Raw genomic sequence first — 13758 nt, forward strand, 5'->3', positions numbered from 1 at the left:
ACTCTCCTGCAACTCAAGAGAATTGAATCAGCAGCCAAAGCATCGCTCAAGCAGAGTTTTTCAACAGTATCTCCGCAGAGCAGCCATCCAACTCCCGCGCCGCAACCGCCACCCGCCCCACAGCTCAGGGCTTGACCATCAATGGCACATTGCCGGCGCTCAGGGCCTTTGTACGCGGCAGGGAATGACGATTTCGCGCCCAAGGCTGTCATGGTCTCTAACCGGCTCAATCCCGCTACTGTACGCGCAAAAGCTCCGTCTGTTCAGATAGCCCTTTCAGTTGATGCGTCCCACAGTTTTCGACCGCAAATCCTTGGTCCGCGGTAAGGTTGGCAAGCAGACGCGTAATCAGAACTTCGCCAGGACGAGCCTGATCCACAACCCGGGCAGCGGTATGAATGACCATGCCGGTGACGTCATCACCTCGGACCCTGACTTCACCCACATGCAGCCCCGCCCGAATGGGGATTCCGGCCTTTCCCAGCATTTCGACCAGGCAGGCGGCACATCGGATCGCGCGCGAGGGTTTATCGAACAGCGAAAGGCTTCCGTCGCCGGTGCTCTTGATCACCCGGCCTTTGAACTCCGCCACGGCTTCCGATGTCAGCGCATCATGTCTGTCGAGGGTCTTGCGCCACAGGCGATCGCCCATCCGGGACAACATTTCCGTGGACCCGACAATGTCGGTGAACAGCGCAGTTGACAGGCGTTTGTCCCGGTTGCTCTCAGCCGGTTTGCTAATCTCGACAAACTGAGTGACCGCCCGCACGACATCCTGTGTCTCGCCCAGAAAGATCACGTGGTTGCGGCCAGGCAACTCAAGATAGGTCGCATTGGGAATATGATCCGCAAGGTAACGACCGTTGCGATAGTCGACCGCACGGTCTTTCCTGCGTTGCAGGATGAGGGTCGGCACATCGATCAGCGGCAAGACCGACCGGACATCCATTTTCGTTGTCATTTCATAGGTTTGCCGGATGATATTTGGCGAGCATACCTGACGCTGAAACCGGATGAACGCCTTTTCGGCCTCGGCATCCCCCAGAATATCCGGCGCAAAGATGGCAATGGATTCCCGCGTTCCCCAAGTCTTCGGAAACTCCTCCACCAGGTTCTCCCTCGTGGGCATGAAGGGATAGTCTTCTCCCTTGCAGAATTTCGCCATCGAACCATGAAGAATGAGGTTTTCCACCTTTTCGGGATACGTGGCTGCAAACAGAATACACATCGGGCCACCTTCGGATGTTCCCAAGAGTGTCGCGCTTGTAGACCCGACCGCGTCCATAACCGCGCCAACGTCTTCCATCCTTTCTTCAAAGGTTGGTGCGCCCTGGATCGGGTCCGAAACGCCTTGCCCGCGTTTGTCGAATATGATGACGCGGAACCGTTCGGCCAAGCTCTGAAAGAACCTGACTTGATTGGGATCTTCCCACGCCATCTCGATGTTCGAGATCGTCCCGGGCACATAGACCAGGTCTTTTTCGCCCTGTCCGAATACCTGATAGGCGATATCGATACCGTCGCAATTGGCATATCTGGTGCTTGGGATGTCCAACTCAGTGAACTCACTTCCGCTCAAGTCCACTGGATTCATAGCAGGTATTGCATCACCGGCCTACAGCCTACGCGGGCCACGCTCTCGTGCAGGAACTGCGTCCAAAAGTTATGACGGTAAGCGCTGAAAACTGTCTTCCCTGAGATGGCGCAACTTTCCCGGGCCACGCCTCGTGTGGCGGCTTAGTCGACAAGGCAGTCTTTAACATACCTGGAGACAGCCGGCCAATCCCGGCACCCCCGCCCTCAGTGCTTGATCACCAGTCCCTGCCCGGTGGGGATCTCCAGCACCGTATGACCCCGCGCCGCCATGAATGCGTTTTCCGCGTGGCGTTGCGCGGCGTAACCGGTCCAGCCGTAATCGTCGAACACGATCATGCCCCCCGGCACCACTTTGTCGAACAGCGCCTCCAACGCCGCGATCTCGGACGCCGCCGAGTTCATGTCGATATGCAAGAGCGAGATCTGTTCAGGACAGGCTTGTGCAAAACTGTCGGGCACCATCCCCTGCACGATCCGCGTGTTGGGCACATTGGCAAAGCGCCGCTGCACCACTTTCAGGATCGCGTCCGGGTCATTGGCGATGTCCTGTTCGTACACCCGGTTCGAGCGTTTTTCCGAATTCATCGCCTCGGGAATGCCCTGATAGGTGTCATACAGATACAGCGTCTTGTCGATCTTGGAAAATTCCAGATAGTCGGTCAGGAAGGCAAAGCTGAACCCTTTCCACACCCCGCATTCGACAAAATCGCCCGGCAGGTGCAGCACGTTCTGCGCCGCCCACAACAGCGTGTGCAGGCGCCAGGCGATCGACAGCTCCTGTTGGGTTTCCGCATTGCGCCGCAGGGTCTCGACAAATTTCTTGTCCTCGCGAAACCCACCCGCCCGTTGCAGACCGATCAGATTGTCGGACGCGTAGATCGGGCCGAATACCTCTTGCAGCGTCTTCAACGCGGCCCTGAACCGATCCGCGTTCTCGCCCTGTAGCTTGCCGTAAAACACCCGCCCAACGTCCTTTGCCTGAAATCCCTGCCTCATAGCGCCCAAGGCCGCGGGCAATGTCAATCGTCGCGGGTCGCGACATGCTTCTCCCACAGGTCCGGGCGCCGCGCCTTGGTGATCTCTTCGCTCATCTGGCGGCGCCACTCGGCGACCTTGCCATGATGCCCCGACATCAGCACCTCTGGGATCTCCCGGCCCTTCCACTCGGCGGGGCGGGTGTATTGCGGATGCTCCAGCAGACCCGAGGAGAAACTCTCTTCCTCGGTCGAGGCCTGGTTGCCCAGAACGCCCGGCAACAGCCGCACTGTGGCGTCGATCAGCGCCTGCGCCGCAATCTCGCCGCCGGTCATCACAAAATCGCCCAGCGAAACCTCCTGGATGCCGTAATGCTCCAGCACCCGCTCGTCGACGCCTTCGAACCGACCGCACAGCAAGGTCACCCCGTCGCAGCGCGCCAGCGACTGCATCAGCGCCTGGTCCATGGGCCGCCCGCGCGGCGACAGATAGATCAGCGGCCAGTTGCCGCCGGTGCCCTGCATCGTCGCCTCGATGGCCGCGCCCAGCACATCGGGTCTCAGAACCATGCCCGCGCCGCCGCCCGCCGGGGTGTCATCGACATTGCGATGCTTGCCCACCCCGAACCGGCGCAGGTCGGTGGTGTGCAACTGCCACAACCCGTCCTGTAACGCCTTGCCGGTCAGGCTCTCGCCCAGCACGCCGGGAAAGGCCTGCGGGAACAGCGTGATGATCCGCGCCTGCCAGACGCCATGCAATTCCGGCGTCGGAGTCATCAACTCGCGCGGTTGCAGCGTGGGGCGGATGGCCTTGCGGCCATGGGAACGGGTGGGTGCGTTGCTCATGGCCGCTGTCATAGGGCAAGCCGCGAGCCGAGGGAAGCGCCTCAGCCGATCTGCCCGGCCTTCCAGCGCAGCCAGATATCGGGCGCGCTGCGGAATACGTTGATGTCCACCTTGCCCTTGATCCCGGGCACCAGTCCGGTGCCGGTATACTGCCAGAAGGTCCAGTACGCGCCGGGATAGACCTGCCTGGGGTGCCCGGCGACCGAGCGCAGCCAGAACTCCGTTCCCCGCAACTGCCCGATCCCGGTATCGCGATAGAAATCGACGGTCGTATAGATGATCGGCCGCCGCCCGTAATGCGCCTCAAGTATGTCGAGGAACTTGCGCGCCTCGGCCCGCACCTTGGCCCCGTCGGGCCGCAGCGGACAGGTCCGCGACCGGTGGGTCCACTCCATGTCCAGCACATGTGGCAGGTCGGCGCCACGCGGCACATGCCGGATGAACCAACGCGCCTGCTGTTCCGCCGGTCGGCAGAAATAGTAATAGTGATAAGCGCCCCAGGGCACCCCCGCCGCCTGCGCCCCGCGCCTGTGCGCCGCAAACTTGGGGTCGACCACGTCGCCGCCCTCGGTCGCCTTGATAAAGGCAAAGTTCACCCCCGCCGCCCGGGCAGTGGGCCAGTCGATATCGCCCTGCCAGCGCGACACGTCGATGCCATGCACCGGGTAAGAGGTTGGCCCCCGCCCCTCCCATTCATGCGGGTCGGCATCGCCGAACTTCGGATAGACGGTCAACTGCGCCAGTTCCTGCGCAAACGGGTCGGGACCGGCAACCGGTTCGGGTTCTGGCGCACGGCGGCCACAGGACAGGACAAGTCCGGCAAGGAAGAACACAATCAGAAATCGGAAAAAGCGGGGCATGAATCTCACTATCGGCAAAACGGACGAAACGGGGTTCTGGGCCAATTATGTGAGGCGTGCAACGACAATGACAACCGGCGCCGCGCGCATCGGCGGAAAATGCCGCCGTGCTACCGGAGACCGCACAAAAAACCGATGCTTTCGCTTGATCCCGCGGCCGAAACTGCCTAAACGATGCCAGTCTGGAATCGCTTCTGCGGCGCCGGACCCTTGGTCTGTTCGCATATGCCCTGCCGGCTTCTTCGCCGGGCACCCGGGCGCAACCGGCCTAGGCTGTAAAATTCAGACGACCTGATCTCGGGCGGGCGCCACGGCGGACCCGGTAGAAGACCACGAGCTCTTGGGACGCACACATCTTCGTGGAAAAACCACGAGCACATAGGAGAAACTGCGATGGATCTTATCGCACAGCTCGAGGCGGAACAGATTGCCGCCCTGGGGAAAGACATCCCCGACTTCAAGGCCGGTGACACCATCCGCGTCGGCTACAAGGTGACCGAAGGCACCCGTTCGCGCGTGCAGAACTACGAAGGCGTCTGCATCAGCCGCAAGAATGGCACCGGCATCGCCGGCTCGTTCACCGTTCGCAAGATTTCGTTCGGCGAAGGTGTGGAACGTGTGTTCCCGCTCTATTCGACCAACATCGACAGCATCACCGTCGTGCGCCGTGGCCGCGTGCGCCGCGCCAAGCTGTACTACCTGCGTTCGCGCCGTGGTAAATCGGCCCGTATCGCCGAAGTCGCAAACTACAAGCCCAAGGCTGACGCCGAAGCGTAAGGACCGGAAAGATGAAAAAAGACATCCATCCCGACTACCACCTGATCGACGTCAAGCTGACCGACGGCACCGTCATTCAGATGAAATCCACCTGGGGCAAGGAAGGCGATACCATGTCGCTGGAAATCGACCCCTCCTCGCACCCGGCCTGGACCGGCGGCTCGTCCCGCCTGATGGACACCGGCGGCCGCGTGTCGAAGTTCAAGAAGAAATACGAAGGCCTGGGTTTCTGATCCCATCGCCTTTGGCAAAGGAAACGCCGTCCCTCGGGGCGGCGTTTTTTTTTCGCCATGGAGCGGCTCTGTAGGACAAATCGCGTACTGGATTCATCTCGTGAATCCAGCGTGTTAGCTGAGGTGCATGAGCAGACCCCCCCCGACCTACAAGACCAGGAACTGGCCGGCCTACAATGAAGCGCTCAAGCACCGGGGCACACTGACCATCTGGTTCGACTCCACCATGACCTGGGATGCCGCGCCAACAGGCAGGCGTGGCCGCCAGCAGACCTAAAGCGATACGGCCATTCAGACCTGCCTGACGATGAAGGTTCTGTTCGGCATGGCGCTGCGGCAGACGACCGGCTTTGTCGAGAGCCTGCTGCGGTTGATCGGCTTGGACTGGGCGGTGCCTGACTTCAGCACCCTGTCCCGCCGCCAGAAGACCCTGGCTGGGAACATCCCCTACCGCGGGTCGGAGGACCCGTTGCACCTGCTGATCGACAGCACCGGGATCAAGGTCGAGGGGGAAGGCGAATGGCACGCCCGCAAGCGCGGTGGGCCGAAATGGCGCGTCTGGCGCAAGATCCATCTTGGGATCGACGAAGAAACGCTGGAGATCCGGGCTGTCGAGATCACCGGGAGTCACGTCGGCGACGCACCGGTCCTGCCCGACCTGCTCGGCCAGATCCCGGCGGCCGAGCAGATCGGCGGCATCACGGCAGACGGCGCCTACGACACGCGCAAGCGCCACGATGCGATTGCAGATCGCGGCGCCCCTGCTGTCATCCCGCCACGAAAGAACGCAAAGCCGTGGACGGCCGTCACCGCCGGAGCCACGGCCCGAAACGAGGCCCTGCGCGCCGCGAAATACCTCGGCCGAGCCCTCTGGCGACGATGGAGCGGATACCACCGCCGAAGCCGCGTCGAGACGACGATGCATTGCGTCAAACTGATGGGGCAGCGGCTCATGGCACGGGGCTTCGACCGTCAGGTCGCCGAACTCCAGGTCCGCATCGCCGTCCTGAACGGCTACACCGCGCTCGGCATCCCTGTCACAGAGGTTGCGGGATAAGTCCGGCCGGGGAAGGGGAAACCTCGCACGTCGCCCGAATTGCGCAACAGAGTCCGCCGGGCTCCGGTTGACCGGTTCACATTAACCCGGCGCCAATCCCGGCATGCTCAGACTCTGTTGTCCCTTTTGTCGCAGTATGGTTCATTGGTCCCATACGATATTTAAGGACAAATTCTTATGACTGTTTCCCGGGACCTACTCTCGCTTATCGGCGACGAAGATACCTTGCGCCGCTGGAACGTGGACTCGCCATTGGGCACGCCAACCGTCATTACCTTCAGCTTTCCCGACGTCCTGCCGGATTATCACGGCGACACCGTTCCCGGTTTCCAGAGCTTTGGCGAACAGCACCGCGCCCATGTGCGCACGGCGCTGAACACCTGGAGCAACGCGGGCGGCCTGACCTTTGTCGAGGTGCCCTCCGAGATCGGCGGGCAGATCACCTTTTCCATGCGCGACATGACCGGGCTGACAAATTCGGTCGGCAATCCGCTCAGCGGCTACGGCTTCTACCCCGGATACTTTGGTGTCACCAACAGCCTGGGCGAAAGGCTTTTGCAGAACGAGTATCTCGGAGTGGGCGGCGACATCTTCATGAATGCCGACTATTACGCGGCGGCGGCCTCGACCATCGCGCCGGGGATCCGGGGCTACTCGATCCTGCTGCACGAGGTCGGCCACGCCCTGGGCCTGAAACACCCGTTCGAGAGCGGCGCGACCATCACGCCCGGACATGACAACGGCACGTTCACGGTGATGTCCTACGACCGACCGCGCAGCACCACCACCCTGGGCAGCGTGGATTTCCAGGCGATCCAGTACCTCTATGGCACCACCTCGCCCAACGCGATCTGGAACGCCGCCGAAACCGCGGTCGAGCAACAGGGGACCGTGGGCGCCGACCTGCTCAACGGGTTCGAGATCGACGACATCCTCTTTGGCCATGACGGCAATGACGACCTGCGGGGCAAGGCGGGGAACGATCAGCTGCATGGCGGCGCTGGCGATGACCGTCTTTTTGGCGGGCCGGGGGACGACCAGATCTTTGGCGGTGCGGGTGCCAATGACCGCGCCGTCTTTGATACCCGGTACGGGTCGGCCATGATCGAGTTCATTGGTGATCGCGTGATCGTCACCAATACCGAAGGCCAGAACGGCACCCGCTACCGGACCGAGCTGGACGGTGTCGAACTGCTGGAATTCAGCGACCAGACCGTTGCGGTTGCGGATCTGCGGCCCTCGGTCGATCTCACCGGCACGGACGGCGACGACAGCCTGACGGGCGAGGTGGGCGATGACCGGCTCGATGGCGCGGGCGGCAATGACACGCTGGTCGGGGACTATGGCAACGACCTGCTGCTTGGCGGCGATGGCAATGACGAGCTGGCGGGCGGCAATGGCGCCGACACGCTCAATGGCGGCGATGGCGACGACCGGATCACCGGCGGAGCGGATGAAAACGACCTGCGCGACGTGATCTATGCGGGCGCAGGCAACGACAGCGTCGATGCAGGCGCGGGCAATGACCTCGTCTATGGCCAGGGCGGCAACGACACTATCGCCGGGGGCGCGGGTGTCGACGACCTGCAAGGCCAGGACGGCGATGACGTCATCACCGGGTCGAGCTTCTCGGATCTGGTCTTCGGCGGCGCGGGCGACGACTTCGTCAACGGCGGGTTCGGCCACGACCGGATCAACGGCGGCACAGGTGCCGACAAGTTCTTCCATGTGGGCGACAGCGGTCACGGATCGGACTGGGTACAGGACTATAACGCCTCCGAGGGCGACGTTCTGCTCTTTGGCATCGGGTCGGCCACCCGCGACCAGTTCCAGGTGAACTTCAACCACACCCAGAACGCCGAAGGCGAACGCGCCGGGGACGACGCGGTGCAGGAGGCGTTCGTGATCTATCGCCCGACAGGCCAGATCCTCTGGGCGCTGGTGGATGGCGAGGGGCAAACCAGCATCAACCTCCAGATCGGCGCGGACGTGTTCGACCTGCGCCTGCCGTTCGAGGGGCTCTGACCCGCAAACAGGCAAAAGGCGTTTCGCGGGGCGCGCTACGACCCACCCCGCGATATGCCAGATCTGCAACGCAATCGTGGCGGCGCGCTCCCCGGAGACGACAGGCCAGAGGGATCAAGCAGGGTTGTCCATACCGTTCCATCCACCGGAGAAACCGGCTCCTCCGGCACCACGTTCGACCATCCCGTCGCGGCCACGGATTTCGTCCCCGGCACGGCCCTGCCGGAAACCGTATCCTTCGACGTCCCGGCAAACACCGGCCCAACAGGCGATTGTGATCTATCACCCCAACAGCCCGATCCGCCGGGCGCTGGCTGGCCGACAAGGCCAATCCTCCGCCAACCTGCAAGTCGGCGCGGATGTGTTCGCCCCCCTGACCGGACCCGTATGGAACAGATTGCCGCACAGATGGCCAGCGGCACGGCAATAGCCCAAATGGATCATGATTTTCCAAAGAGCCTGAGGTTAACTCAGGCCACTGCGGCGCGACCGCATCCGCGATTTCCGGCGCCGCTTGTCCAACATTGACCGGGGACCATTTTAGCCATGCTTTCTCCTACTTCCGCTGAATTCGATATCGGTGACGTTGGCCTGGGCGGCTCCAACGCCGAGGCAACCGTGCTGGCCAACGGCAATTACGTCGTCACCTGGCAACAGACCGTCAACGCGCTGATCCCCGTCCCGGGCATCACCGATGTCGAGGGGTCGGCCATTCTGGCCCGCATCCTTGGCCCTGACGGCACGCCTGTCGGTGCGGCGTTCCAGATCAACACTACCGAGCCCAGCTTTCAGACCGACCCCGAGATCGTGGCGCTGACCGACGGCGGCTTTGTAATCGGCTGGAACGATCTCGATTTCCTGTCCGGCAACGACATGGAGGCCCGCGCCCGTGTCTATAACGCCGATGGCACCGCCCGCAGCGCCGAGATCACCCTGGCCACCAGTTCCGTCGACGACCAGCGCGACCCGCGCCTGGCGCCCACCGCTGATGGCGGGTTCCTCGCCATGTGGCGTGACCAGCGGGCAACCGGCGCCTCCGACGATGCAGTTTTCGGACAGCGGTTCACCTCTGACGGCAGCCGTAACGGAGAAGAGTTCTTTGCCACCGGCAATGACGTCATCCGCAATGACATGATCGTGCTCGCATTCGGCGATATCCGCTTTCTGGCCAACACCGCGCTGTGGAAAAGCGATGGCAGCCTGGTCGGCACCGGCCCGCTCAAGGCCCTGAACGCCAGTTCCTCCAGTTCCCAAGACACCGGGTTCTCGACCGCCTTCACCTCCACGATCGAGCCGATGTCGGATGGAAATTACGCCATGGCGGGCGTTGTCGAGGATCGCGCATTGGGCGGATATGGCGTGGCGGTACGTGTCCGCGACGCCTCGGATTTCGACAATCCTGTCCTGTCGGAGAGTGGCGAGAGCCGCCTCTTGGCCAGCGATGCCCCCTTCCCGATCGCGGCGCAGAATTTCGTCGGCGTCGACATTGCCGCGCTGGATGGCGGCGGTCTGGTGGTGACCTGGGCTTTCCTGATCCCGGACGCGGTCGGCGGCGGCGAATTCAACGTGCTGGCGCAGGCGTTCGATGCCAATCTGAACAAACTGGGCGACAATGTCATCGTGCATCAGGACACGGCAGACGATCAGGGCGCCCCCTTTGTCGTTCAGGGCGACGATGGCCGCATCCTGATCGGCTGGACCGATGACCGCAGCGCCACCGATTTCCGGATGCCCATCGTCGGGCGGTTCTTCTCGCTCGACGGCGGCACCGGCGGGTCGGAGCCGATCGAGGGCACTTCGGACGCCGATGTCCTCACGGGAACCGCCGGAGACGACACCATCCTGGGCCTCGACGGCAATGACCGCCTGCTGGGCGAGGCGGGCAATGACAGTCTTGATGGCGGGCTCGGCGCCGATACGCTGAACGGCGGCGATGGCGATGACGTGATCATCGGCGGCCCGTCCGAGGGCGACCTGCGCGACGTGATTTTCGCGGGCGAAGGCAACGACAGCGTCGATGCCGGGGCCGGTAACGACCAGGTCTTCGGCCAGGGCGGCAATGACACCATTGCCGGTGGTTTCGGTGTGGACGAGCTGCAAGGCCAGGACGGCGATGACGTCATCACCGGCTCGGCGTTCAGTGACCTCGTCTTCGGCGGCGCGGGCGACGACTTCGTCAACGGCGGGTTCGGCCACGACCGCATCAACGGCGGCACGGGTGCCGACAAGTTCTTCCATGTCGGCGCCAGCGGTCACGGCTCGGACTGGGTGCAGGACTACAGTTCGGCCGAGGGCGATGTGCTCCTGTTCGGCAATGCCTCGGCCACCCGCGACCAGTTCCAGGTGAACTTCAACCACACCCAGAACGCCGAGGGCGAGCGTGCCGGAGATGACGCGGTGCAGGAGGCTTTTGTGATCTACCGCCCGACCGGGCAGATCATGTGGGCGCTGGTCGATGGCGCGGGGCAATCCAGCATCAACCTCCAGATCGGATCCGACGTGTTTGATTTGCTGGCCTGACCGCCGCTTTGCTGCGGGGAAATCGAGGTTGATCTAAATCATATCAAAAATGGAATGTTAGTTTCAGACTTGGTCCGAAAATAGTCTCGACCAAGTCTGGAGGTCTCAATGTCCATCGGCAATTACTGGTTTCGGCCTGACGGATCCGAGTTCATCGTCAACAACGAACGCGCGTCGGTCGTTGGCGCGTTTTCGGACGGCGTCAACATTACGGTGCTCGACAACGGCAACATCGTAGCGGTCTGGGACGATTCCACAGCACCCAGTTCGATCCACGCCCAGATCCTGACGCCGGACGGCATTCCCGTGGGCGACAGCTTCCAGATCAGCCAGCCGGTTCTGACACCCGGCGGCGGCGAGATGCCCCACTGGAGCCCGACCGTCACCCCCACCGCAGCGGGCGGATTCTTTGTTGCCTGGATCGTCGAAGAGTATAACAGCGGGTACAATACCGGCCGCAATGTGCTGGGTCGCACCTATGACGCCAGCGGAACGGCCCTGAACGACCAGTTCGTCGTTGCCAACCAGATCAGCGACAGCGGTTGGGTGGTGACCAGCAGTTGGGAAACCTATCCTTCACTCGAAACGCTCGCGGATGGCCGCATCGTCATGGCCTTCTACGACGATCTCGATATCACGGTAAAGGTTCTGTCGGCCGACGGCACCGGCACCCTGCTCAGCCACCACGTGAACACCTCTTCCACCACGCTCTGGCAGCGCGACCCGTCGGTGGCAGCGCTGGCAGATGGCGGCTTTGTCGTTGCCTGGTCGGACGATCTGGAAGACGAAGGCGGCCACGGCGTCTATGCCCAAATCTATGATGCCACCGGCGCGGCAGTGGGCGGGAACTTCCGGGTCAACTCGGACTCCACCGGAGTACAGAACAGCCCGGTCGCGGTCGGGCTGGCGGGGGGCGGTTTCGCCATCGCCTTCGCCGACAGCTGGGCCGAACATATCCCCGACAGCTGGAACCACGTCACCGTCCGCGTCTATGACGCCGCCGGCAATCCGCTGGGGGCCGACATCCATGCCGACCCCAATCTCGGCGACAGCCAGGGCGGCGCCCATGATATTGGGATGGAGGCGCTGCCCGACGGCGGCTTCATGATCTTGCGCACCCGGCATGTCGACTACCACGATGTGCGCAACGACATCTATGGCACCCGCTACGACGCTGCGGGCAACCAGATGGGCGACAGTTTCCTGATCAACAGCTTCCAGACCTACCACCAGTCGATGCCGCGTGTGGTCGCGCTCGAAGATGGCCAGATCGCTACCGTCTGGTACGACTGGGGCAGCACCGACCGTGCAAACGGCCTTTACGGCCAGGTGTTCGGCGTCGCGCAACTTGGCGGTACCCCGACCGAAGGCGATGACGTGATCGTCTTCGATGACAGCGGCCATGATGTCGACATGCTGGGCGGCAATGATCAGGCGCTTGGCGGGGCCGAGGACGATACTTTCCACGGCGGCGCGGGCAACGACAGGTTGGGCGGCGCGGGCGGCAATGACGAACTGATCGGCGATGCGGGCAACGATACGCTCGAAGGCGGCGATGGCGACGACGTGCTGCGCGGCGGTACCGGCGATGACCTGATGACCGGCGGCGCAGGCGCGGACGAGTTCGTGATCGAACCCGGTGGCGGCGCCGACCGGATCACCGATTTCGACCGGACCCAGGACCGGCTCAGTTTTGACGGTGTCGATACCGGCGCCGCTACCGGCGAAAATGTGGGTGGCGACCGGGTCATCACCTTCGACGACGGGGCCACCGTGACCCTGGTCGGGTTCGGCGCCAACACTGCGCCCACCGGCAGGCCCGCGATCACCGGCACCGCCCGTCAGGGCGAAAGCCTCGGTGTCGATCTGACCGGCATTGCCGATGCCGACGGGTTCGATCCGGCGACCGCGGACATCCAGTGGCTGCGCGACGGCGGGGACCTGCCTGGCGCCACCGGCGCGACCTATACCCTCGGACAAGAGGATGTCGGCAGCCGCATCTCGGTACGTGTCGCCTATGTCGACGGGTTCTTCACCGAAGAGACCATGACCAGTGCCATCACCAGCGTGGTCGAGAACGTCAACGACGCCCCCACTGGTGCCGTGGCGGTGTCCGGCACGGCCAAACAGGGCGAGACCCTGACCGCCGACGCCTCGGGTGTGGCCGATGCAGACGGGATCGTCGATGGGTCGCAAGCCTATCAGTGGCTGCGCGACGGCACCGCCATCCCTGGTGCGGCCGCCGCCAGCTACATGCTGACTGCGGACGACGTCGGAACTGCCCTGTCGGTGCGCTTTTCCTATGAGGACGGCCACGGGACAAGCGAAAGCGTCACAGCCGCAGTTGATGAACCAATCGCACCCGTTAACCTGTCGCTGACCGGCACGCCGGAGTCGGATGTCCTGGTCGGCGGCCTCGGGCACGACACGATCCTGGGGCTTGGAGAAAACGACAGGCTCATCGGCGATGCGGGCGATGACAGCATGGATGGCGGGCTCGGCGCCGACACGCTGAACGGCGGCGATGGCGATGACGTGATCATCGGCGGCCCGGGCGAGGGCGACCTGCGCGACGTGATCTTTGCCGGTGAGGGCAACGACAGCATCGATGCCGGGGCCGGTAACGACCAGGTCTTTGGCCAGGGCGGCAATGACACCATTGCCGGTGGTTTCGGTGTGGACGAGCTGCAAGGCCAGGACGGCGATGACGTCATCACCGGCTCGGCGTTCAGTGACCTCGTCTTCGGCGGCGCAGGCGACGACTTCGTCAACGGCGGGTTCGGCCATGACCGTATCAACGGCGGCAGCGGGGCGGACAAGTTCTTCCACGTCGGTGCCAGCGGCCACGGCTCGGACTGGGTGCAGGACTA

General features: G+C 63.2%; 8 protein-coding genes and 2 pseudogenes. 6 read left to right on the plus strand and 4 right to left on the minus strand.

Features of this window, described 5'->3' with window-relative positions; genetic code table 11:
• Positions 1-235: 235 nt before the first annotated feature.
• The 4 genes from G0P99_RS15305 to G0P99_RS15320 form a co-directional block, all read right to left on the minus strand.
• A complete protein-coding gene (locus tag G0P99_RS15305) occupies positions 236-1555 on the minus strand; it encodes an adenylate/guanylate cyclase domain-containing protein (protein ID WP_164131332.1) in 1320 nt (439 codons plus the stop codon).
• 245 nt (positions 1556-1800) lie between these two features.
• Positions 1801-2556, minus strand: a complete 756-nt coding sequence (locus tag G0P99_RS15310; protein WP_370462805.1) for a TylF/MycF/NovP-related O-methyltransferase — start codon at positions 2554-2556, stop codon at positions 1801-1803.
• A 59-nt stretch (positions 2557-2615) separates the two neighbouring features.
• The gene (gene trmD, locus G0P99_RS15315) at positions 2616-3416 is read right to left on the minus strand and encodes a tRNA (guanosine(37)-N1)-methyltransferase TrmD (RefSeq protein WP_164131336.1); all 801 of its coding nucleotides are present in this window, start codon (positions 3414-3416) and stop codon (positions 2616-2618) included.
• Positions 3417-3457: 41 nt separating this feature from the next.
• On the minus strand, positions 3458-4276 hold the full coding sequence (locus tag G0P99_RS15320) for a glycoside hydrolase family 25 protein (RefSeq protein ID WP_164131338.1): 819 nt from the start codon (positions 4274-4276) through the stop codon (positions 3458-3460).
• Positions 4277-4669: 393 nt separating this feature from the next.
• Here G0P99_RS15320 and rplS point away from each other — a divergent pair, with 393 nt between their 5' ends.
• The 6 genes and pseudogenes from rplS to G0P99_RS24815 all read left to right on the plus strand — a co-directional run.
• Positions 4670-5053, plus strand: a complete 384-nt coding sequence (gene rplS, locus G0P99_RS15325) for a 50S ribosomal protein L19 (protein ID WP_164131340.1) — start codon at positions 4670-4672, stop codon at positions 5051-5053.
• An 11-nt stretch (positions 5054-5064) separates the two neighbouring features.
• Positions 5065-5286: a 50S ribosomal protein L31 gene (gene rpmE, locus G0P99_RS15330; protein ID WP_093028560.1), complete on the plus strand. Its 222-nt coding sequence runs from the start codon at positions 5065-5067 to the stop codon at positions 5284-5286.
• A 127-nt stretch (positions 5287-5413) separates the two neighbouring features.
• Positions 5414-6343, plus strand: a pseudogene (locus tag G0P99_RS15335) (IS5 family transposase).
• A 177-nt stretch (positions 6344-6520) separates the two neighbouring features.
• Positions 6521-8368 carry a matrixin family metalloprotease gene (locus G0P99_RS15340; protein ID WP_164131342.1) on the plus strand — a complete coding sequence of 616 codons (1848 nt, stop codon included), beginning with the start codon at positions 6521-6523 and terminating at the stop codon, positions 8366-8368.
• A 546-nt stretch (positions 8369-8914) separates the two neighbouring features.
• Positions 8915-10888 (plus strand): calcium-binding protein, encoded by a 1974-nt coding sequence (locus G0P99_RS15345; protein ID WP_239059835.1) that lies wholly within the window; start codon positions 8915-8917, stop codon positions 10886-10888.
• Positions 10889-10996: 108 nt separating this feature from the next.
• Positions 10997-13758: pseudogene (locus tag G0P99_RS24815) on the plus strand (hypothetical protein); the annotation flags it as partial.

The organism is Ruegeria sp. PrR005 (genome assembly GCF_010500245.1).
Classification (GTDB): domain Bacteria; phylum Pseudomonadota; class Alphaproteobacteria; order Rhodobacterales; family Rhodobacteraceae; genus Ruegeria_B; species Ruegeria_B marisflavi.